22 protein-coding genes are annotated in these 22,813 nt (G+C 43.8%); 11 read left to right on the top strand and 11 right to left on the bottom strand.

All coding sequences use genetic code 11. From position 1 onward, the window contains the following. Positions 1-301 precede the first annotated feature (301 nt). Positions 302-1,129 carry an SDR family oxidoreductase gene (locus R8N46_RS18195; RefSeq protein ID WP_025766996.1) on the bottom strand — a complete coding sequence of 276 codons (828 nt, stop codon included), beginning with the start codon at positions 1,127-1,129 and terminating at the stop codon, positions 302-304. Between the two features lie 44 nt (positions 1,130-1,173). After that, on the bottom strand, positions 1,174-2,088 hold the full coding sequence (locus tag R8N46_RS18190) for a TIGR01777 family oxidoreductase (RefSeq protein ID WP_065274254.1): 915 nt from the start codon (positions 2,086-2,088) through the stop codon (positions 1,174-1,176). Between the two features lie 255 nt (positions 2,089-2,343). Here R8N46_RS18190 and R8N46_RS18185 point away from each other — a divergent pair, with 255 nt between their 5' ends. The 6 genes from R8N46_RS18185 (at position 2,344) to yfcE (ending at position 5,590) form a co-directional block, all read left to right on the top strand. Next, positions 2,344-3,078, top strand: coding sequence for a DUF1538 domain-containing protein (locus R8N46_RS18185; RefSeq protein WP_005382077.1), 735 nt, complete (start codon positions 2,344-2,346; stop codon positions 3,076-3,078). Beyond that, positions 3,075-3,866: a DUF1538 domain-containing protein gene (locus tag R8N46_RS18180; RefSeq protein ID WP_005382078.1), complete on the top strand. Its 792-nt coding sequence runs from the start codon at positions 3,075-3,077 to the stop codon at positions 3,864-3,866. Before R8N46_RS18185 ends, R8N46_RS18180 begins: the two co-directional genes overlap by 4 nt. Further along, the gene (locus R8N46_RS18175; RefSeq protein WP_054578025.1) at positions 3,856-4,206 is read left to right on the top strand and encodes a P-II family nitrogen regulator; all 351 of its coding nucleotides are present in this window, start codon (positions 3,856-3,858) and stop codon (positions 4,204-4,206) included. Before R8N46_RS18180 ends, R8N46_RS18175 begins: the two co-directional genes overlap by 11 nt. Next, entirely contained in the window at positions 4,203-4,610 is a 408-nt protein-coding gene (locus R8N46_RS18170) for a CBS domain-containing protein (RefSeq protein ID WP_005382085.1), read from the top strand. The genes R8N46_RS18175 and R8N46_RS18170 overlap by 4 nt, the downstream gene beginning before the upstream one ends. A gap of 149 nt (positions 4,611-4,759) precedes the next feature. Further along, entirely contained in the window at positions 4,760-4,969 is a 210-nt protein-coding gene (locus R8N46_RS18165) for a hypothetical protein (protein WP_005382086.1), read from the top strand. Between the two features lie 75 nt (positions 4,970-5,044). After that, positions 5,045-5,590, top strand: a complete 546-nt coding sequence (gene yfcE, locus R8N46_RS18160) for a phosphodiesterase (RefSeq protein ID WP_047102892.1) — start codon at positions 5,045-5,047, stop codon at positions 5,588-5,590. A gap of 38 nt (positions 5,591-5,628) precedes the next feature. On the opposite strand, the gene R8N46_RS18155 is transcribed toward yfcE, so the two are convergent. From R8N46_RS18155 to R8N46_RS18140, 4 genes are read right to left on the bottom strand one after another with little or no spacing between them, the layout of a single operon-like run. Next, entirely contained in the window at positions 5,629-5,907 is a 279-nt protein-coding gene (locus R8N46_RS18155; RefSeq protein ID WP_005382088.1) for a SelT/SelW/SelH family protein, read from the bottom strand. 21 nt (positions 5,908-5,928) lie between these two features. Next, on the bottom strand, positions 5,929-6,684 hold the full coding sequence (locus tag R8N46_RS18150; RefSeq protein ID WP_042523148.1) for a sulfite exporter TauE/SafE family protein: 756 nt from the start codon (positions 6,682-6,684) through the stop codon (positions 5,929-5,931). Positions 6,685-6,730: 46 nt separating this feature from the next. Further along, positions 6,731-7,246, bottom strand: coding sequence for a transmembrane regulator ToxS (toxS, locus tag R8N46_RS18145; protein ID WP_005382091.1), 516 nt, complete (start codon positions 7,244-7,246; stop codon positions 6,731-6,733). Between the two features lie 11 nt (positions 7,247-7,257). Next, the gene (locus R8N46_RS18140) at positions 7,258-8,136 is read right to left on the bottom strand and encodes a transcriptional regulator (protein WP_017819958.1); all 879 of its coding nucleotides are present in this window, start codon (positions 8,134-8,136) and stop codon (positions 7,258-7,260) included. Positions 8,137-8,407: 271 nt separating this feature from the next. Between R8N46_RS18140 and htpG the strand changes: the two genes are divergently transcribed. The 3 genes from htpG (at position 8,408) to hemH (ending at position 12,407) form a co-directional block, all read left to right on the top strand. Then, on the top strand, positions 8,408-10,312 hold the full coding sequence (gene htpG, locus R8N46_RS18135) for a molecular chaperone HtpG (protein WP_053303298.1): 1,905 nt from the start codon (positions 8,408-8,410) through the stop codon (positions 10,310-10,312). Positions 10,313-10,632: 320 nt separating this feature from the next. After that, on the top strand, positions 10,633-11,277 hold the full coding sequence (gene adk, locus R8N46_RS18130) for an adenylate kinase (protein WP_213972519.1): 645 nt from the start codon (positions 10,633-10,635) through the stop codon (positions 11,275-11,277). Between the two features lie 167 nt (positions 11,278-11,444). Next, entirely contained in the window at positions 11,445-12,407 is a 963-nt protein-coding gene (gene hemH / locus R8N46_RS18125) for a ferrochelatase (RefSeq protein ID WP_064353706.1), read from the top strand. Between the two features lie 49 nt (positions 12,408-12,456). Here hemH and R8N46_RS18120 read toward each other — a convergent pair whose 3' ends face one another. After that, positions 12,457-13,845 (bottom strand): peptide MFS transporter, encoded by a 1,389-nt coding sequence (locus R8N46_RS18120; RefSeq protein WP_005382097.1) that lies wholly within the window; start codon positions 13,843-13,845, stop codon positions 12,457-12,459. Positions 13,846-14,178: 333 nt separating this feature from the next. Between R8N46_RS18120 and rfaH the strand changes: the two genes are divergently transcribed. Continuing rightward, the gene (gene rfaH / locus R8N46_RS18115; protein WP_005382098.1) at positions 14,179-14,679 is read left to right on the top strand and encodes a transcription/translation regulatory transformer protein RfaH; all 501 of its coding nucleotides are present in this window, start codon (positions 14,179-14,181) and stop codon (positions 14,677-14,679) included. 115 nt (positions 14,680-14,794) lie between these two features. Here the strand turns inward: rfaH and asnB are convergent, their stop codons facing one another. The 4 genes from asnB to nagA all read right to left on the bottom strand — a co-directional run bounded on the left by asnB (position 14,795) and on the right by nagA (position 20,714). Next, positions 14,795-16,459: an asparagine synthase B gene (gene asnB / locus R8N46_RS18110; protein ID WP_005382100.1), complete on the bottom strand. Its 1,665-nt coding sequence runs from the start codon at positions 16,457-16,459 to the stop codon at positions 14,795-14,797. Positions 16,460-16,689: 230 nt separating this feature from the next. Further along, positions 16,690-18,279 (bottom strand): cation:proton antiporter family protein, encoded by a 1,590-nt coding sequence (locus tag R8N46_RS18105; protein WP_025766989.1) that lies wholly within the window; start codon positions 18,277-18,279, stop codon positions 16,690-16,692. An 81-nt stretch (positions 18,280-18,360) separates the two neighbouring features. Continuing rightward, positions 18,361-19,575 carry a DNA-binding transcriptional regulator NagC gene (gene nagC, locus R8N46_RS18100; RefSeq protein ID WP_025766988.1) on the bottom strand — a complete coding sequence of 405 codons (1,215 nt, stop codon included), beginning with the start codon at positions 19,573-19,575 and terminating at the stop codon, positions 18,361-18,363. Between the two features lie 2 nt (positions 19,576-19,577). Then, the gene (gene nagA, locus R8N46_RS18095) at positions 19,578-20,714 is read right to left on the bottom strand and encodes an N-acetylglucosamine-6-phosphate deacetylase (RefSeq protein WP_025766987.1); all 1,137 of its coding nucleotides are present in this window, start codon (positions 20,712-20,714) and stop codon (positions 19,578-19,580) included. A gap of 489 nt (positions 20,715-21,203) precedes the next feature. Here nagA and nagE point away from each other — a divergent pair, with 489 nt between their 5' ends. Then, positions 21,204-22,697, top strand: a complete 1,494-nt coding sequence (nagE, locus tag R8N46_RS18090; RefSeq protein ID WP_005384985.1) for an N-acetylglucosamine-specific PTS transporter subunit IIBC — start codon at positions 21,204-21,206, stop codon at positions 22,695-22,697. Positions 22,698-22,813 lie beyond the last annotated feature (116 nt).

Genomic DNA, 22,813 nt, shown 5'->3' with positions numbered 1-22,813 from the left:
AGCAGCGCAATTCTAATGCTATTTGTTAGTGCGGTATCAAAATAGGATGAACATGGTCAACACTACACCCACACTAAGCCAGTTAAGCTGATTTAATGTCATTGTTGCCTCGCAGTAGTATAAACATTGCTACAAAACGTAATGGGTGGCGATACCAAATCTAAGCAACTCAATCACTTTGGGCGAAAGAATCCCCGCTGAATTGCGTAGAAATTGATTCGTTTAGTTGAGGTTTTTTTAACCTACATGTTCATAATGACATCACATTGTTACGGTGAAATTACATTTCGACAAAACTTTTTTATGCAGCCTGTCGCAAAATTTTATCAAGTACACGGGTTGGTAATAGTCTTTTCAAGACTGCGAATAATTTAGTCGGTGTAGTAATTCGATAACGAATTTTCGGTGAAACGCTAGTTAATGCATGAAGAACTGGTGCGATGCAAGACTCTGCAGGCAAAACAAATCGATTATTAGACTTGTCGTTGTTGAGTCGCTCTCTTTGTCCTTCATAAGCATGACGATGGGGGCTAGATTCAATATCAACCCACTTCTCAAAGGCTCGTAATGCATTGTTTCTAAATTGAGTTTCGATCGGTCCTGGTTCTATCAATGCCACTTTGATATTCGTATCCGCAAGCTCTAGCCTGAGCGTATCTGTCCAGCCTTCTAAGGCAAATTTTGATGCATTATAGGCACCACGGTATTTCATTGCGGCAAAACCAAGAACAGAGCTGTTTTGTATGATGCGTCCTTCGCCTTGCTGGCGCATATGAGGAAGCACCTCTCTGACCAACTGGTGCCAACCAAAAAAGTTGGTCTGAAATTGATCTTGAAGAGCCTCGGTGGGTAAGTCTTCCAGTGCTCCGGGCTGACCATAGGCACCATTATTGAACACTGCGTAAAGCTTACCTTCTGCTAACTCTAGCGCTTGCTTCACGCCCGAAGAAATGCTTTCTGGGCTATTTAGGTCTAGATTGATGCAGGTTAGCCCTTCATTAATTAGGCGCTGGACATCTTGTTCTTTCCTACAAGATGCAATGACATTAAATCCCTTGTTTTGTAGGGCGTGAGCGCACACGTAACCGATGCCGGTTGAACAACCCGTAATAAGAATCGACTTTTTCATAATTTAATTTAAGACTCAGAAACATTGATTAGAGCCATCATTCATCAGCTCCGGTCATGAAGCAAGTGCTTGAGTGCTGGCTCTATTCTGGAGTAGCTAAATTTAAAGCCCAGTTCGGTGAGTTTTTTGGGTTTGGCTCTCATGCTATCGAACAATAAGCAGGAAGATTCTCCCATTAGGAGTTCAATCGCCCATTTAGGCGTGAACAAGATATGCGGACGTTTGAGCGTTTTAGCTAGTGTACCGCTGAATATACGATTAGTCACAGGATGGGGGGCGCACATATTGAATGCACCGTGGGCATGTGGTGTTTCAAGCAAGTACATGATGGCGCGGACCATATCTAGGATGTGAATCCAAGGCATGTACTGATTACCGTTCCCAAGTGGGCCGCCTACGCCAAGCTTGTAAGGTAATAGCATCTTTGCCAACGCACCACCATTGAGGCCGAGTACCACGCCAGTTCTCATTAGACAAACCCGAGTTTGCTCCGACTCTGCGCGCTTGGCTATTTGCTCCCACTTTGCACAAACCTCGTGAGGAAAGTCGTCGCTATTAACATGTAAGCACTCATCAAACGGATGATCTTGTTGATCACCATAGTAGCCAACTGCCGAGCCACTAATAAAAACAGAGGGAGGTTCGGTACTTGCGTGGATCAGCTCAACAATTTGCTCGGTAATTTTCCAACGACTTTTGCAGATTTTTTCTTTTTGCTCGCTGGTCCACCTTTTATCCGCAATAGGCTCACCTGCAAGATTAATGACGGCATCAACGTGATTGAGATCGGCGAACGATTCGAGCGAGTCAAGGTATTCGATATTACCCAGATCAGCATGCTGTAGGCGTTGTTTTGCTCGCTCTGGAGAGCGTGTAAGTAGCATAACTTGGTGAGTTGATAGCAGCTTGAGCAACTCCGAGCCAATAAACCCAGTGCCACCTGTGAGTAATATCTTCATGTTATCTCTTTGAATGTACACGTATTAGAACATTATAGTCGTTTTGTGCTTAGCTTGATCATCTCAACACCATTATTTCTAGGATAGTGACAAGCTGACAGAGAGGCTATTAACTTCACATATTAGAAAATATGTAACTAAATGTTATAGATGGCGCTAGTGCATTCACGGTAGAAGAGTGAAATCTATGCCAGACTAGAAGTTATCGCTCATTGGAACGAGCGTAATCAGTTTGCACAATCAAGGAGGATAGGCATGGAAGCATTTGTTGCGCTTTTTCGAGCGCTCCTCAATAGTGCTCGTGACTTATTACCCATCATCATTGTTATCACTTTTTTCCAATTAGTCGTTTTGCAAGAGCCGCTGCCCAACCTGGTCTCCATTCTTTTTGGCTTGTTGCTTGTCGTTTTAGGATTAACCTTTTTTATCTTTGGCCTAGAACTTGGTCTTTTTCCTATCGGAGAGAGTATGGCTCAAGCCTTTGCAAAAAAAGGCAGCGTGTTTTGGTTATTAGTCTTTGCGTTTTGTTTGGGGTTTGGCACCACGATAGCTGAACCTGCATTAACCGCGGTAGCGGAAGAAGCCTCAGAAGTTGCGGCTGAGGGCGGAATGATCGCTAACTCAGAGCAGTCCATGCAGGATTACGGAGAAGGACTTCGAGTAACAGTAGCTCTCTCTGTGGGGATAGCCATCGTTATCGGCGTTTTGCGTATCTTAAAAGGGTGGCCGATTCATTACATGATCATTGGTGGCTATGTAGGCGTTGTAATACTGACGTGGTTTGCACCTGAAGCCATTATTGGCGTCGCTTACGATTCCGGAGGTGTAACCACGTCCACCATAACAGTACCTTTGGTCACTGCACTGGGTGTCGGTTTAGCGTCTTCTATTAAAGGGCGTAACCCTATGGTGGATGGCTTTGGTTTAATCGCTTTTGCCTCGCTGTTACCGATGATGTTTGTGATGGTTTACGGAATGGTCGTAACATGATTTCAATTGATCATTTCCTAGACACTTTGTTATCGACCGTTCGAGACGTCGTTCCCATCGCCAGCATTATTTTTGGTTTTCAGTTAGCGGTGTTAAGGCGTCCTGTTAGCAACCTTAAGAAAGTTTTGCTTGGGTTCGTTTATGTGATTTTCGGGTTAGCTCTTTTTTTACTTGGATTAGAAATGGCGTTGTTTCCACTTGGGGAGACGATGGCTGTGCAATTAACGGCGCCGGAGTTTTTACAAGAGTTCAAAGTATCGGTAGGGAAAGCCTTAATGTGGGTCGACTATTATTGGGTTTACACCTTCGCCTTTTTTATAGGCTTTAGTACCACGATTGCAGAGCCTTCTTTAATCGCTGTAGCGATAAAAGCAAACCAAGTCTCTGGAGGCAGTATCAGTATTAACGGCTTGCGCGTAGCCGTTGCGTTTGGGGTGGCAATTGGTATTGCATTAGGGAGTTACCGGATTGTCGTGGGCGATCCCATTCATTATTACATCATCGCGGGTTACATCGTCGTTGTGATTCAAACGTTTTACGCTCCTAAGCTTATTGTTCCACTCGCCTACGATTCTGGAGGCGTAACAACTTCTACCGTCACTGTCCCACTTGTAACTGCATTAGGGTTAGGGCTTGCTTCGACCGTCCCTGGAAGAAACCCAATGATTGATGGCTTTGGCTTGATCGCGTTTGCCAGTCTATTTCCTATGATCTCTGTGATGGGCTATGCGCAAATAACCCAGTGGCTGAATAAAAACGTCTCGGAGGAAGAAGAAAATGCGCTTTAAATTGATACTTGCGTTTGTTGAAGACAGCAAAACAGACAAGGTGTTGGACGCTGCACGCGATGCTGGTGCGACCGGTGCAACAGTGATTAACAATGCTCGCGGGCAAGGTTTAAATCAAAAGCGAACGTTTTTTGGTTTAACGCTAGAAGTGCAAAAAGATGTGCTGCTGTTTGTGGTCGAGGAACATCTATCTCGACACATATTAGAGACCATTAATGAGGTTGGTGAATTTGACAGAGAGTCGGGACAGGGGATTGCTGTTCAGATCGATATTGAAGATGCAGTCGGTGTCGCGCATCAAGTCGAGACATTGACCAAAGTAGTCGAGGATGAATTATGAGTGATCAAACGATAATTAGAGTTCGAGATGTTATGGCGGCAACGTATGTAATGGTTGATGGACTGATGACCGTATACGAAGGCATAACGCTAGCGAAAAAATACCAAGTCAAAGCGCTGGTGGTGAAAAAGCGAGATGATAATGATGAATATGGCATCGTGTTGATGAATGATATCGCCAAAAAGGTGCTGGCGAATAATCGTTCTCCTCAGCGCACAAATATTTATGAAATCATGACCAAGCCCGCTTTGTGTGTCGAACCAGATATGAACGTAAAATATTGTGCCCGTTTGTTTGAGCGATTTGGCATAAGCAGAGCGCCGGTCATTGAAAGTGGCGAGGTCATTGGGATGGTGAGTTATAACAATATTGTCATCAATGGTATGGTGCGAGAAGAAGTGTAATAGGTTGATATAAATGAAAAATCAACGAATTTTTTCTCAAGTCAGCGACTGTTACAAAGAACTAAAATATTTAATATATGTTAGGTTGCATATGTGTTAATTCACCATTATTCTTTGCGCCCTAAGCCTAATGTCGAGGAATCTGTATCATGCCTTTAGTCTCTTGCCCCGTGTGTGAGAAACAAATCTCAAAACGCGCTCATGCATGTCCAGGATGCGGAGAGCCCGATCCGCTGCACCATCTAGCCAAATCAAAATTTATGTCGATGGTGTTTTGGATACTGGTGTTGGTTGGAACAGCGTATGCAGCATGGTTCTATGTTTTGCCTATGGTCATTGAATCATTGCGCTATCAGTAGTATTCAAACCGTCGTAGGTTGAGCTGCTAAAAAAATGCCGTAGAATGACCTCATACTTTTTGAGGAGACGATGTCGTGAAACTATTTTTTGCCTCAGACCTGCATGGCTCTTTGCCAGCAACTAAAGAAACCATTGATCTATTTTTGGCTTCTGGTGCGCACCACCTGATTTTGCTAGGAGATACGCTAAACCATGGGCCGCGAAACCCTATTCCGGAAGGCTACAACCCTCCACAGGTAGCAGACTTATTGAACCAATACAGTGATCAAATTATTTCTGTACGTGGCAACTGTGATAGTGAAGTAGACCAAATGCTATTGAAGTTTCCAATGATGATGGATTACTCATGGGTGCTACTTGAATCTGGCAAGAGAATCTTTTTGACTCATGGTCACTTGTACAACTCTGAAAAACGGCCGCCACTGCGTGAAGGTGATATCATCGCCCACGGTCATACACATGTTCCCGTCGCAGAGATGCAAGATGGAGCCATTATATTCAACCCAGGCTCGATGACATTCCCACGTAATGGCTTACCGAGAAGCTTTGGTACTCTAGAAGGCAATAAGCTAACGGTAAAAACGCCAGAAGGCGAAGTATTAGCACAAACCATGATTTAACGGTTTTACTAAGTAAAAAATAGGGAGCGAATTGCTCCCTATTTTGTGTCTGAATGTCCTAAATCGCGTTCTGGGTCGATAATGTCTCTTACGCGCTGTTTTAGCACCTTGGCTTCAGGAAAGCCGCTGTCTTTTTTCCGTTCCCAAATTTGCTGGCCATTACAGAAAATTTCGAAGCGACCACCTGTGTCCGGGTGTAAGCTGATTGTTTCTATTTCTTCGCTAAAAGTATGCAGTAATTCTTGCGATAGCCAAGTTGAACGCAACATCCAGTTGCACTGGCGGCAGTAATAAATATCAATGATTGCTTTATCCATGAAACTTTCCTTTTAATCTTTTTAAACCAGCAACTTGATGCCCACGGCAAACGTGAGAATTTCGAATGCAACTTTAATCACTCTGTTACTGTATCGAGTCGCGGCCCATGCGCCTAAACTGCCGCCTAGAAATGAGCTTAACAATAAAACAGGCATCCAAGCCCAGTGAATAGGGGCCCCTGCCTGTACGACGGCAATGCCTCCAATGCCATTCCAAAACAGGCCGACACAAATCATGGTGTAAGCAACGGCTTGTTTGTAGTCGTAACCAAACCAGCGCACCAAAAATAGTGTCACGAGCAAACCAGAACCTGCGGTAAGAGATCCGTTAATGATGCCGATAAACAGTAAGCCAATTCCACCAATAACCCAACCGATAGGATGACGGTTACGTATTACTTCAGCTTGGCCTAGCGATGTCTTAAATCGCGAGTAGATACCTAGCGCTAGGATCATCGTGCCGAGCATCTTTTCCGCGATACCATCAGGGATCTGTACAATTAAGTTAGCCCCTAAAATCACGCCAATACTACCGGACAAGATAAGGTAGAGCGCGATTTTCCATTTAATAGTGCCTGATCTTAAATGCGTGCTTGCTGCGCCTAAGCCTAAAGCAACCGAAGCCACCTTATGTGTGCCTAGCGCAACGGAGAACGGTAAGCCGAGAAAGATGAGTAAAGGGAATTGAAGCAAGCCTGCTCCGCCACCAGAAAGTGAAGCCAGCGTGTTGGCGATTAGTGAACCGAAAAAGAGAGTAGTGGTATCTAGCCAATCCATAAGCAAAACAAAGGGGGCGTCTTGCCCCCTTATCATCCAATCAAAATTAGTTTTTAAACAGTACCGAAGAACCGTGGTTCAAGCTAGTGAGCAATAGTGTTTTTTCGTTCACGACGTCAATACGACGACTTTGCTCCGCATCTAGCTTAAAAATTTGAGTAATTAAACGTAGCTGTGCTTCGGAAAAGTCTTTTGATTGAGAAGATGAAATATCTTTAAACTCCGAAGGCGAGACCAACAAATAGTTGTCACTTACTTCCCAGCGGCCTTTTTCCGAGATATTTATCGTTGATTCTGCGGTTGAACCTTGAGCGAATAGTTTGATATTTGCTACGCGAATATAGTCACCATTAGGGAGATATTTCACGTTTGATTCAACATTAACTCGGCGTAGTGGGCCGACAGTATCGTCAGGCAAGCTGTCTGTAATGACTGTCACCATGGTCGACTGCCATTCGTTTGCTGTGAGGAGCTGCTCCACTTTTAGGTCACTTCCCCAATACAACCAACTGCTGAAAAGAACGGATACGGCCAAAACCGCAGATGCTAATTTAATCTTCATATTGGCCTCCTTTATTTGCAGATGTCTGTTGGATCGTTTTGACCTGCGAAAATACGCAGTGTTACGTTCTCGTAAGAGTGGTTACTGTCATGAATATAGTTCAGAATCAGCTGGTTATTTTGTCCACCAGTGGCAATCACTTCAACTGGCAACGAGTCTTCTGCATGGTGCTTCACGTAGCGCTCAATGCATTGCTCTATTGAAGGCAACCAGTTGTTGATTTGAGGGTGATTTACAGGTGTCATCACTGGTACATTTTGATACTCACCAATCTGACGGAATTGGGATTCCGCAGGGTTCGTGAATAACAATACGCAAACAGGAAGCAGCAGAGACAAAAAGATAATGACACGCGGTAGCCAGTTAATCGTGTTAGATGCTGGCTTCGGCTGAGTTTTAGTCGGCTCTACTTGAGGCTCAAGATCAGCAGTAGTATCGGTCACTATCTCTGTTGGTGGTGTATCGCTCGCTTCTAACTCCACTGCTGGCGCTTCGTGTTCAGAAGCGGTTTCTTCAACGTCAGTGTTAGAGTCAGTAGAAAATGGGCTCAAGCGTTCCACTGAACAAATGAGTTGGTAGCCACGTTTAGGTACCGTTTTAACAAACTCTGGAGATTTTGTTGAATCCTTCAACATCTTACGCAGAGTAGAAATCGCTTGAGTCAGGCTTGAGTCATCCACCTCAAAACCTTGCTCACGCCAAACAAACTCGTGAAGCTCGTTACGGGTTAAAACTTCGTTTGGTCTCTCTGCCAACATCAGAAGTATACGGCTTTCGTTGCTTCCTAATCGTACAACGTCGTTGCCGTTTTGTTGGTCAGCGAGCGAATTACTATTTGGATCAAAGGTGAACCTTTGAGCAAGTAGAAATTTGGTGCCAATGTTAGTCATTTAGTTCTTCTTAGATGGATGATGTTGTAATTATGGTGATTTATGTCACAAAATTACCGGGGCGCTTGGAGTGCGCACGACATTTTAGATGCTTTTAGACGGGTAGGATAATTAAAATTTTCTAAAAAAACACCGTTTTTAGCAATATTGACCTTGAATTTACATTTGTCAGCCACATGTTAAATGACATCTCGGTAAGGTGATTTCAAGGGGAAAGTCACAAACTTGTCCCTATGAAAAAGCCAATTAGTTTAGATGTTATGGAGCACACATGAGCGAAACCGTATCTCAAAATAAAGAAACTCGTGGTTTTCAATCAGAAGTAAAACAACTACTGCATTTAATGATCCATTCTCTTTATTCAAATAAAGAGATCTTTTTGCGCGAGCTGATCTCTAACGCATCAGATGCATCAGACAAACTGCGCTTTCAGGCGTTATCTAACCCAGATCTATACGAAGGTAATGCAGACCTTTGCGTGAAACTGTCGTTTGATGAAAGCGCAAATACCTTAACCATTTCTGATAACGGTATCGGTATGAGCCGTGATGATGTGATTGAGCACTTAGGAACAATCGCAAAATCTGGAACAGCCGAGTTTTTCTCAAAGCTATCTGAAGAGCAGAGCAAAGACTCTCAGCTTATTGGTCAGTTTGGTGTTGGTTTCTACTCGGCATTTATCGTTGCTGACGCCGTTACCGTGCGCACTCGCGCTGCGGGTCTAGCCGCTGATGAAGCGGTACAATGGCACTCAGCGGGTGAAGGTGAGTACACCATCGAAAACATTACCAAAGAGTCACGTGGTACCGACATCATTCTTCATATGCGTGAAGAGGGTAAAGAGTTTTTGAATGAGTGGCGTCTACGTGACGTTATCAGTAAGTACTCTGATCACATCGGCATTCCTGTTTCAATCCAAACTGTCGTTCGTGATGACGAAGGCAAGGAAACAGATGAGAAAAAGTGGGAGCAAATCAACAAAGCCCAGGCACTGTGGACGCGTAACAAATCTGATATTTCAGAAGAAGAGTATCAAGAGTTCTACAAGCACGTATCACATGACTTTGCCGATCCCTTGGTCTGGAGTCATAACCGTGTAGAAGGTAAAAACGACTACACGAGCTTACTATACATCCCATCGAAAGCACCTTGGGATATGATGAACCGCGACCACAAATCAGGCTTGAAACTGTACGTACAGCGCGTATTCATTATGGACGATGCAGAGCAATTTATGCCGTCATACTTACGCTTCGTACGTGGTTTAATAGACTCAAACGATTTACCGCTAAACGTATCGCGTGAGATCTTACAAGACAATAAAGTGACTCAGTCTCTACGTAATGCTTGTACTAAGCGCGTGCTAACGATGCTTGAACGTATGGCCAAGAATGACGAAGAGAAATACCAATCATTCTGGAAAGAGTTTGGTCTTGTGATGAAAGAGGGCCCTGCGGAGGACTTTGCAAACAAAGAGAAAGTTGCAGGTTTATTGCGCTTTGCCTCAACTGAAGTGGACTCTTCTGAGCAAACTGTGGGCTTGGCGTCTTACGTTGAGCGCATGAAAGAAGGTCAAGATAAGATCTACTACTTGACGGCAGACAGCTATGCAGCTGCGAAAAACAGCCCTCACTTAGAACAGTTCAAAGCGAAAGGCATTGAAGTTATCTTGATGTACGACCGCATTGATGAGTGGCTGATGAACTACTTAACTGAGTTTGATGGTAAACAGTTCCAGTCAATCACTAAAGCTGGGCTTGATCTAAGTCAGTTTGAAGATGAAGCAGAAAAAGAGAAGCAAAAAGAAACCGAAGAAGAGTTTAAGTCGGTTGTAGAGCGCACGAAGTCTTACCTAGGCGATCGTGTGAAAGAAGTTCGTACCACCTTCAAACTCGCATCTACGCCTGCTGTTGTGGTAACGGACGATTACGAAATGGGTACTCAAATGGCGAAGCTTCTTGCGGCAGCTGGTCAAGCTGTGCCGGAAGTGAAATACATCTTTGAGCTAAACCCTGAGCACAAATTGGTTAAGCGTATGGCTGACGAAGCCGATGAAGAAGCGTTTGGTCGCTGGGTTGAAGTTCTGCTTGGTCAGGCAATGCTAGCGGAGCGAGGCTCTATTGAGGATCCAACAGAGTTCTTAGGAGCCGTTAATCAACTTTTGACTAAGGTGTAATAACCTCTGCAAATCAAAAAGCTCGCATTTCGCGAGCTTTTTGTTTGTTGTCGCAAAATTTTGCATCTCAAGTGCTGAGTTAATAATCAATAGGGCGTGAAAGAGGGTACTGTTAACATTCTTTAGTCTTAATACACTCTTTGCTCAGAGAACCTGTGATAGAATCTGCGACTTGAATGTGAGTAATAAGGCGTGTATTTTTGCTCGCCTATATACGTTATACCGAAACTTATCGTTGCAGGTGCTTCTCAGGTTTGATGTCTAAGAGGTCAGCTATTGTGAGCTTCGGTATAAATCTTAAATATTAAAGAGGATAAATCATGCGCATCATTCTTCTAGGTGCTCCAGGTGCAGGTAAAGGCACACAAGCAAACTTCATCATGGAAAAATACGGTATTCCACAAATCTCTACTGGTGATATGCTTCGTGCTGCTATCAAAGCAGGTACAGAGCTTGGTAAACAAGCTAAAGCTGTTATTGACGCTGGTCAGCTAGTTTCTGATGAAATCATCCTTGGTCTTATCAAAGAGCGCATCGCTCAAGAAGACTGTGCAAACGGTTTCCTACTAGATGGTTTCCCACGTACTATCCCTCAAGCTGACGGCCTAAAAGAAATGGGCGTAGACGTAGACTACGTTATCGAATTTGACATTGCAGACGATGTAATTGTTGAGCGTATGGCTGGTCGTCGTGCTCACCTTCCTTCTGGTCGTACTTACCACGTGGTTTACAACCCGCCTAAAGTGGAAGGTAAAGATGATGTAACTGGTGAAGATCTTGTTGTTCGTGATGACGACAAAGAAGAAACAGTACGTGCTCGTCTAGGTGTTTACCACGAGCAAACTGCGCCGCTAATCAACTACTACGGCAAAGAAGCTGAAGCAGGCAAGACTAAGTACCTTAAGTTTGATGGTACTAAGCAAGTAGCTGAAGTTAGTGCGGATATCGAGAAAGCACTATCTTAATTTGCTGAAGTCAAAAATTTAATATTTTGATATATTGAAAGCGGCCCAAGTGGTCGCTTTTTTTAGTTTACTCGTAAACATATATCTAATTAACTTCAGCTCGGCTATTCGTTACTTCGAGGTTACTTAAATATATGAACCAAGCCGTTTACCATGAATAGGATGTTATGAAAGAGAATAATAAACAGGGTGTACTCCTAGTTAACCTGGGAACTCCTGACGCACCAACCGCTCCTGCCGTAAAGCGCTTTTTAAGTCAGTTTCTTCATGATCACCGAGTGGTAGACATGACTCGATGGCTTTGGTGTCCACTATTGCACGGCGTTATCCTTCCTATCCGAGCTCCTAAAGTTGCCAAACTCTATCAATCAGTATGGATGGAAGAGGGCTCGCCGTTGATGGTGTACTCTAAACGCCAAACGGAAAAGTTGGCACAAAAGCTTGATATACCTGTAGAGCTTGGTATGACGTATGGTAACCCAAGTTTGCAATCAGGCTTTGAAGCCCTATTGGCGCAAGGCGTTGATGAAGTCATTGTTTTACCGTTGTATCCGCAATACTCGGGCACAACAACGGCAGCGGTTTCTGACGGAATCACTAAAGCATTTAAGAACCTGCCTGTGATGCCAGGCTTTAGCTTTATTCGTGATTATTACAATCACCCGAAATATATTGAAGCGTTAGCGCATTCAGTTCGTGAACATTGGCAAAAGAATGGTCAGGGAGATTACCTGCTGTGTTCTTATCATGGTATTCCAAAACGTTATGCTGACAATGGTGATGTTTACCCACAGCATTGTGAAGAGACGACTCGCTTGCTTGGGAAAGCGTTAGGTTTAAGCGAACAACAAATTGGCATGACGTATCAGTCCCGATTTGGGAGAGAAGAGTGGCTTCAACCTTATACCGATAAGACCCTAGAGGCACTTCCTGCAAAGGGTGTGAAAAATATTAATGTTGTGACCCCTGCATTTTCTTCAGATTGTTTAGAGACGTTGGAAGAGATCTCGGAAGAGTGTAAAGAGATTTTCCTTGAAGCAGGTGGTGAAAACTTTACCTACATCCCTTGTTTGAACGATAGTGAACTTCATATCGAGATGATGGTTGAGTTAGTTCAATCTAAACTTTAGATACAAAAAAGGGTCGCAATAGCGACCCTTTCTACGTTTAGTTGAGCGATCAAGCAACTTGTACTTGCTGCTCTTCTACTTGCTCTGCCGTGCTGTGCGTATTTTCAGCGCCATGCATCCAGCGAACGAGTGTATTAGAGAATAGGAGCAAAATTACGCCACTTACGGTTGCGCTGACCGCAATACCACTAAAGATAGCCATAGCGCCTAACTCGCCTACGTGAGAACCCACATAGCCCGCAACATAGTTAGCAATCGCATTACAGCCAAACCATGCACCCATCATAAGTGAAGCTAAGCGAAGCGGTGCTAATTTAGTCACCAATGAAAGACCAATTGGAGATAAACACAGCTCGCCTAATGTGTGGAAGAAGAAAGCGCCGACCAACCATAACATCGATGTTTTTACTGTTGTATCTCCACCTTGTTCTAGCACTGCGCCAACCATACAAAGGAAACCAATCGCTAAGAAAAATAGTGCCATTGCAAATTTCACTGGCGAAGTGGGTTCACGTTTACCCAATTTTACCCAAAGGACAGCCAGAACTGGCGCTAGAGTAATAATGAAAAATGGGTTTAGTGATTGGAACCACGCAGCAGGAACTTCAAAACCACCAATCATGCGATCAGTATATTGTTGAGTGTAGATGTTCATCAGGCCACCTGCTTGTTCAAAGCCTGCCCAGAAGACAATAGTGAATAAGCTCATGACCAGAATTACTTTTAGTCGATTCACTTCTTCTTTGGTGAGTGGCTGCTTCGTGGTGGCGTTTTTGTTATTTAGATCTCGTTTCGCCGCTGGTTCGCGGCCAATATCACCAAGCCATGATTGAGCCAGTACCATTTGCATCACTAGGCTAACCAGCATACCCACACCAGCGGCAACAAAGCCAGCTTTCCAACCGTAAGAGGTTGTCACAGAGCCAGAAACGACGCCGGCAAGTAATGCACCTAAGTTGATACCCATATAAAAGATAGTGAATGCGCCGTCACGACGGTTGTCACCTTCTTGATAAAGGTCGCCAACCATGGTTGAGATATTTGGCTTAAAGAGACCGTTACCAGTGATAAGTAGGCCAAGACCTAAATAGAAACTGTGTAGCGAACCAATACCTAAAGCATCAGCAGGAAGTGCAAGAGTAAACTGGCCGATGGCCATTAACGCGCCACCAAGCAAAATTGAGCGACGTTGACCTAAATAGTTATCTGCTAGGTAACCACCGATAAGAGGCGTGATATACACAAGCCCTGTGTATATGCCGTATAGGTCTAATGCGTCTTTGGTTGACCAGCCAAGGCCGCCATTCATTGTTGTATCAGTAAGGTAAAGCACGAGAATGGCACGCATTGCGTAGTAAGAAAAGCGTTCCCACAGTTCTGTACCGAACAATAAGAACAGGCCACGTGGATGACCAAAATATTGATGTTGGTTTGACATAAGCTCTTCTAATAATAGTTATTACATTTTTTAACGACTTCTACGTATACAATGCAATTCAACGAGTGACAAATAATAAAATTTTGCCATTCAACTATTTTTGTTTGTTAAGTGGCTGTTTTTGATTAGATTTGCAGATTATATGATGGTGTATTGGTTGTGTCACAAACTTAATTTCCATTTTTGCCTATGGACTTCTTTATCGTAAGTTGCTGAAAAATGTCGTTAATGCGAGCGATGTATAATCATACTTTTATAGATAAACTGAATATCAATGACTCAACTTTGGCTTAATGCTAGGATAAAAACAAAATAGAATTGGCTAGTAAAAAGATGAAACGTTGGTATCTACTTTATTGTAAACGTGGGGAGCAGGTTAGGGCGAAACAACACCTTGAAAACCAAGGTGTAGAATGCTTTTATCCAACTGTAGAAGTTGAGAAGATTTTGCGCGGTAAAAGACAAAAAGTCGAGGAACCGCTGTTTCCTTGTTACGTATTCGCTTACTTTGATTATGAGCAAGGGCCAAACTTCACCTCAGTCCGCTCTACTCGAGGTGTTGTTGACTTTGTGCGTTTTGGTGCTCAACCGAAAGAAGTTCAAGGTGACTTGGTCTTCGAATTGATGCAGCTAGAAAAGTGTTGTAATGACAATACCGTTTCTGAATGCATGCCAAAACCAGGCGATCAAATTAGAGTTAAAAGCGGTCAATTTGCGGGCATAGATGCCATCTTCCAAGAACAAGATGGTGAGAAACGCTCAATTATGCTAGTTCAGATGATCACCAAGCGTGTGCCTGTCAGCATAGACAATAGTGATTTAGATTTAAAATAGCCTAATTCCATCAAACATAAAAAGAGGTGCAAAAGCACCTCTTTTTGATCGTATCTAATTTTTTGTCTGTTTTAAAAGGGTTGGACGAACCAACCCTTATCTTTATCGTAGAGAATTAGTATGAGTCGTTGTGAACGGTCTGTACTGCACGACCTGATGGGTCAACACAGTTTTGGAACGATTCATCCCATTCAATCGCCTTCGCTGAAGAACACGCTACTGAAGGGCCTCCTGGTACACACTCTGCTGCTGATGGAAGTGGGAATAACTCTTCAAAGATTTCACGGTACACGTAGCCTTCTTTTGTCGTTGGCGTGTTGTATGGGAATCGATATTGAGCTGTTTCCATCTGCTGGTCTGTCACTTTCTGTTCTGCTACTTCTTTCAGCGTATCGATCCAGCTGTAGCCAACGCCATCAGAGAACTGCTCTTTTTGACGCCATGCGATCGATTCTGGCAGGTAGTGCTCGAAGCACTCACGAAGGATGTGTTTCTCCATTTTACCGTTGCCACACATCTTGTCTGCTGGGTTCAAGCGCATTGCTACATCAATGAACTCTTTATCTAGGAAAGGTACGCGTCCTTCAACTCCCCATGCTGCCAGCGACTTGTTAGCACGAGCACAGTCGAACATGTTCAGAGCAAGCAGTTTACGCACAGTCTCCTCGTGGAACTCTTTCGCGTTTGGCGCTTTGTGGAAGTAAAGGTAGCCACCAAAGATTTCGTCAGCGCCCTCACCAGACAATACCATCTTGATACCCATCGCTTTGATCTTACGACCCATTAAGAACATAGGTGTTGATGCGCGGATAGTCGTCACGTCATACGTTTCAATGTGGTAAATCACGTCACGAATCGCGTCCAAACCTTCTTGAATCGTGTACGTCATTTCGTGGTGAACGGTACCAATTTGGTCGGCAACTTCGCGAGCTGCTTTCAGGTCAGGCGCGCCTTCTAGGCCAACAGCAAAAGAGTGCAGTTGAGGCCACCAAGCTTCAGACTTTTCATCATCTTCAATACGCATCGCTGCAAAGCGTTTTGCTACCGCAGATGTAATAGAAGAATCTAGACCACCTGAAAGAAGCACACCGTAAGGCACGTCAGTCATTAGTTGGCGTTTAACAGCCGCTTCTAGCGCTTCCGTCAATTCTTCTTTGCTAGTGCTGTTACCTTGTACTGCTGCGTACTCGTTCCAGTCACGAACATAGTAACGTGTTGGCTGAGTATCTTTAGAGCTGTAGTAGCTACCAGGAGGGAATTCACTTACTGTTTTACATACTGGAACAAGAGCCTTCATCTCTGATGCCACATAGTAGTTACCATGTTCATCGTGACCTTGATAAAGAGGGATAATACCAATATGGTCACGGCCGACTAAATACTCATCTTTTTCTTCGTCGTAGAGCACAAAAGCGAAAATACCGTTTAGTTCTTCAAGGAGATCTGCACCCATATCTTGGTAAAGTGCAAGAATGACTTCACAGTCTGAATCGGTTTGAAATTCGTACTTTCCTTCGTAACGAGCACGAATTTCTTTATGGTTGTAGATTTCACCATTGACGGCAAGGATGAGCTTCTTATCAGGGCTGTATAGCGGCTGTGCACCACTATTTAGACCAACAATCGCCAAGCGCTCGTGCGCTAAAATAGCACGCTCTGAAGAGTAAATCCCAGACCAGTCTGGGCCACGGTGACGAAGTTTTTTCGACATCTCTAATGCGATAGGGCGCAATGCGGCTGCATCGCTTTTAATGTCTAAAATGCCAAATACTGAACACATACTACATCCTTACTAAACTAAACAATTTCTAATCGGTATGGTTTAAATTTGCCATTACTAATAAAAAAAGCAACGTTTTGTGATTAAAAAAATGATAAAAGGCCTTGTTGTATGGAAAATATTTAACTCAACCGTTGTTTTGGTGAATGAGATCAAGGTTTGGTATAAAAACTATACAAAAAAGGCTTTCTATCAATAGAAAGCCTTTCAAAAAATATCAGTGCTGTTGCTTATTTAATTGGTGTGAATTTAGGCTGAAGTTGTTTACAGACGTGTCGAGCAAAACCGCTACCAGCTTCACTATATATATTGAATGCTGCGTCAACGCCATTTTCAAGTAAGCCTTGCAATTGATCTGGGTATTCGGCGATAGCGGCAATTTGCCCCTTATATTTTCTGCGTTTAAGCTGCTCAAGTGCTGTTTGGTTACCTTGATGATGTGGCATTGCAAGCAGAACCAGTTTTACATGACCTGTATCTAAAATTCGCTCCCAGAAATCCGGGTCGGTGGCATCACCAGAAATCACATTTCTTCCTTCTGAACGATGATGATGTGCAGCGTCTTCACGAATTTCTATACCCAATGAAATTTTGCCATAGCGTGAGCGTAGCTCATCATAAGCGCCCGTTCCAATACGCCCCATACCTAAGATCAATACTTGGGCATGACCTGGGTTGATGAGTTGGTCGCGTTGATTGAGCTTTTCTACCGCTGTCTCTTGCAGCCACTTACCTGAATGTTGATAAATTTTATGGCTAAGGCGGTTAAGTGGCGCGGAAATTACAAAGGATACCGACACCGCAACCGCAATCGCAGCAAGCATATCACTTGGCATCCAGCCCATTTTATAGGCCAACCCTGCAACAATAAGACCAAACTCACTGTAGTTAAATAGTGATAAAGAGGCGAGCAAAGAGGTACGTACTCGAAACTTAAAATGATTAATAGTGACGAAGTACAAGAGTCCTTTGATTGGTAGCAGTAAGATAAATAGCAGGGCGAGAACGACGCCATTCACGCTCAATGAGGCGGATAAACCAATGTTTAAAAAGAAGCAGACTAAAAAGAGCTCCTTCATATTGAATAATGACTTGGATAGTTCTGAGGCTTTTGGGTGACCTGCGAGTAGCATGCCTAAAATTAGCGCGCCCAAGTCTGGTTTCATCCCGACCAACTCGAATAGCCCAGCACCGACAACAAGCGCGAAGAAAATACCGAATAGCACCAGCATTTCGCCGTGGCCAACTTTATCGAGCAGCTTATAGAATAGGGGACGAAGGAAAGGCAGTGCGAACAAACCGATGGCATACCATTCTGGGACTTTTCCGGTTGAAGCAGTCAGGAATACTACGGCAAAAATATCTTGCATAACCAAGATACCGATCGCGAGTGTGCCGTAGGTCGCGTTCATTTCGCCTTTTTCTTGCAATGCTTTTACGGCAAAAACGGTACTAGAGAACGATAGTGCAAAAGCTAAAAGCAGGATTTGGCTGCCGTCCATACTGGCTAGCGAAGTCAAGCCCAGTAGTTTTAAGCCGGATAACGCTAGGGCAAAAAAAGCGGTAGAGAGTATGTTGTGGGCGGTTGCCCCTCCCCATATTTCTTTGGACAGCAGGGTTTTTACATCGAGTTTGAGTCCAATAGTAAACAGAAGAAGAGTAACACCAAGATCTGCGAGAGTGACAATAACGTCATTGCTTTGGTAACCAAATGCATGCAAGCCAAATCCAGCTAGTAGAAAACCAACGAGGGGAGGGAGGCTGCATTTAAGCGCAATAAAACCAGCTAAAAAAGCGGCTGTAATTAGAATAATTTCCATACTGTTGAGCTGTATTCCTGATATACAAAAACGGGCTGTGAAAACACAGCCCGAGATTGTAACTCAATTGGTTGTATAAACTTAGTCTTCCAGTAACTTTTGTAACAAAACTCCGTTTAGCATAGCGCGTTTAATCATCGCAAATGCGCCCATCGTTGGCTGCTTATCAATGTGAGAAGCCACGATAGGGAGGTCGTTATGGAAAGTTTTAAGAGATTGATTCTCTACGTTGCGTTGAATTGCAGGGAAAACAATATCTTGTGCTGCAGTAATATCGCCAGCAATTACAATTTTCTGTGGATTAAATAAGTTAACCGTAATCGCAATCGCTTTACCTAGCTGGTTGCCCACTCGCACTAAACTCTGTTTCGCAAGTTCATCACCATTCATTGCGTGCTGACATACCGCTTCAATTGTGATGTTTTCAAGGTCGGTTAAGCTTGATTCGTATCCTTGAGTAATCAGTTGCTTCACTCGTTGAATAATCGCTGGGTTTGCAGCTACGGTTTCTAAACAGCCAAAGTTTCCACATTGGCATTGCTCACCAAGCGGGTCAATTTGGATATGACCAATTTCACCGACGTTGCGGTTAAAACCAAGAAAAACCTGGCCGTTAACGATAATACCTGCGCCAGTACCGCGGTGGACGCTAACCAAAATAGAATCCTGGCAGTCTTGGCTTGCTCCAAAGTAGTGCTCAGCCAACGCCATGCCACGTACGTCGTTGCCAACAAAGCATGCTGTATTAAACTTCTCTCCAACAATTTCACCGAGAGCAAGATTATCGATATCGGTATTAGGCATGTATTCGACCACGCCAGTTGTTGGGTTAACAAGGCCCGGTAAAGTGATGCCGATAGCGATGAGTTGATCAATTTTGTCTTCGCAACGGTTTACGAAATCTTTTAATAAATCGATAAGTCCTGCGATTAAGTCTGCTTGGTTAGTGTAGTGCAGTTCATGCTGATCTTCTGCCAGCGCGGTACCACCTAAATCGTATAAACTGAACTGTACGTAATCTCGACCTAAGCGAACGGCAATCGAATGAAAAGGTTTGACTTCAGTAGTCAAAGAGATCGCACGACGACCACCAGTTGAAGCTTGTTGGGCGACCTCCTTAATAAGGCCGCGCTCTAAAAGTTGGCGGGTTATTTTGGTAACACTAGCAGGCGCGAGCTGACTCACGTCCGCGACTTGAATACGGGAGATAGGACCTTGCTGATCAATCAGCCTATATACCGCAGCGCTGTTAAGCTGTTTTACTAAATCTACATTACCAATCTGTCCGCCATTCATGCTTAATTTTGCTCGTATTGTCCGTTAACAACCGTCGCTTTTACTTTAAAGTCACGATCGAAAATAGTCAGGTTTGCAACCATCCCTTTTCGAACTCGGCCAAGGCGATCCTCAACACCAATTGCTGTTGCTGGGTATAACGTGGCCATTCGTAGAGCTTCGTCTAAAGCGATCCCCGCGTGCTCAACTGAATTCTGAACTGCTTCAATCATTGTCAAAGCTGAGCCGCCTAGCGTGCCATTTTCATCAACACACTTACCATCTCGGTAATATACTTTCTTACCGACAAAAATAAAGTGATCAATGTTAGCACCTGCTGGAGCTGTGGCATCCGTCACCAAAACAAGCTTTTCACCTTTGATTTTATGAGCAATTCGGATGTTTGCGTAGTCGACGTGAAAACCATCAGCAATAATGCCAGCATATACGTCAGGAGTATCGTAAATTGCACCAACAACTCCTGGTTCACGACCAACCATTGGTGTCATTGCATTAAAGAGGTGTGTAGCAAAAGTAATGCCTGCTTCAAAGCTTTTACGTGCTTCGGCGTAGGTTGCATTTGTGTGGCCAATTGAAACTACGATGCCAGCAGCCTTTAATCGCGCAATATGCTCTGGGTCGTTATGCTCAGGTGCTAGTGTTACTTTCGCTACGATATCGGCGTTTGTGCAGATAAGGTCGATCATGCTTTCGTCTGATGGGCGAATAAAATCTACGTTATGGATGCCTTTTTTCGCGACGTTAAGGTAAGGACCTTCGAGGTGTAAACCAAGCGATTGATTTTGATACTTGTTGTGGTACTCACGAGCTGCGGCAATTGCAGTTCGCATATCTTCATCAGATGACGTAATGAGTGTTGGCAGGAAGCTAGTACAGCCAGATTTGAGGTTTGCCTGGTGCATGATTTGCATGGTTTCAGGGGTAATTGCATCGTTTAGCATTACACCGCCACAACCGTTCAACTGCAGATCGATAAAGCCTGGACTTAGATTAGCGCCTGCAAGGTCTTTTAGTTCGATGCTTTGAGGTAGCTCAGAAACCGGCACAATAGATTGAATAAGATCGTTTTCGATGATGACCGCATGATCGGTAAGAACATCACTACCGGTATAAATTTTACAGTTACTTAGCGCGTACATAGTCAGCTAGTCCTTATAGATGAGAATTCAATTTCTATATCGTTATCTAAGTAGAGACTGCTTCAGTCATATGGGTACTTAGTTTGTATCACTGAATTAGATAACGAGTCACATACAGCAAGTCGCGTTTTATCGATGTTATTGTCATAGTAACTAACTGAAAAGTAATAATTGTATGGTTTTTTATGATTCTTTTTCAGAGCAAAGTTACAGTGATTTACCCGCCTAGATACCAAAATAACACTGATTCTGCCTTGCATAAAGTGCGAGAATATTATCTTTAAAACGCCATTTTTTCGTATAATAAAATAAGTTTTATGATCTCGCTAGCAAAAACCTTCCGAAAGGGCAAATTGTGGTGATTATGATCACAAACGGTGAGCTTTTAATTTGCGGAGCAAAATTAATATCATAAACTTAGGATGACTAAATTGGACGGCTGAAATAAGTCATTCAACATAACATCTAATCCTATAGGGGGAACTTAAGGTGAACATTCTCGGATACTTCCAGAAGGTGGGTAAGGCGCTTATGGTGCCGGTTGCCACACTTCCTGCAGCAGCAATACTCATGGGTATTGGCTACTGGATCGACCCAAATGGCTGGGGCGCAAACAGTGCACTTGCTGCATTTCTTATTAAAGCTGGTGCAGCGATCATTGACAACATGTCAGTATTGTTCGCTGTTGGTGTTGCTTACGGAATGTCTAAAGACAAAGATGGCGCCGCTGCACTTTCAGGCTTCGTGGGCTTCTTAGTTGTCACAACGCTTTTGGCCCCTGGTGCAGTATCACAAATTCAAGGCATTGACCCAAGTGAAGTACCTGCTGCATTTGGTAAAATCAATAACCAGTTCGTAGGTATCTTGGTTGGTATTGTTTCTGCTGAGTTGTACAACCGTTTTTCTCACGTAGAGCTGCACAAAGCACTGGCGTTTTTCTCTGGTAAGCGTCTTGTACCTATCCTAACGTCTTTTGCTGGTATCGTTATTGCGTTCATCCTGATGTACGTTTGGCCATCAGTTTACGGCGGTCTGGTCAGTTTTGGAGAAAGCATTCAAGGTATGGGTGAAGCAGGTGCAGGTGTTTATGCATTCTTCAACCGTCTTCTAATTCCTGTTGGTCTGCACCATGCACTAAACTCAGTGTTCTGGTTTGATGTTGCTGGTATTAATGACATTCCAAACTTCCTTGGCGGTGCGAAATCATTAGCTGAAGGCACGGCAACGGTAGGTGTTACAGGGATGTACCAAGCGGGCTTCTTCCCAATCATGATGTTTGGTTTACCAGGCGCTGCTCTAGCGATGTACCATACTGCGAAATCAAAGAATAAAGAGAAAGTGGCATCTATCATGATTGCGGCTGCGTTTGCTTCATTCTTTACAGGTGTAACAGAACCACTTGAATTTGCATTCATGTTCCTTGCTCCAGGACTGTACGTTCTTCACGCAGCGCTGACTGGTCTATCAGTTTATATCGCGGCATCAATGCAGTGGATTGCAGGTTTCGGTTTCTCTGCTGGTTTAGTCGACTTAGTATTGTCGACTCGTAACCCGCTAGCGGTAAACTGGTACATGCTCATTGTACAAGGTCTTGGTTTCTTTGCGGTTTACTACTTCGTGTTCCGTACCGTGATTGTTAAGTTTGGCCTTAAAACACCGGGACGTGAAGATGATGAAGAAGCTTCATCTAACGTGGCTGGATCAAGCAATTCTTCAGAGCTTGCTCGTCAGTACTTGAAAGCACTTGGCGGTCATGACAACCTAAGTTCTATCGATGCCTGTATTACTCGTTTGCGCCTTTCTGTGAAAGATATGAGCGTTATCAATGAGAAAACTCTGAAAGATCTTGGAGCTATGGGAGTTGTGAAGCTAGGTACAAACAACCTACAAGTTATCCTTGGTCCACTAGCAGAGATTGTTGCTGGTGAGATGAAGAATGTATCTAAAGATGAAGACTTAAGTGGTGTTCAGTTACCAGCTTAACTGTTTAATAGTGGTGCGATTGTTTGTTATTGGTATTGCAAACAATTGATACTACAACATCGCAAAAGGCCTCCGCAGGAGGCCTTTTTTCGTTTAGGCCCTTTGAATCTGCTTTG

It is taken from the genome of Vibrio sp. 1874 (assembly GCF_033344395.1).
In the GTDB taxonomy this organism is placed as follows: domain Bacteria; phylum Pseudomonadota; class Gammaproteobacteria; order Enterobacterales; family Vibrionaceae; genus Vibrio; species Vibrio alginolyticus.
The sequence above is the reverse complement of the archived record's forward strand: the minus strand, read 5'-3'. Positions and strand labels throughout refer to the sequence as shown.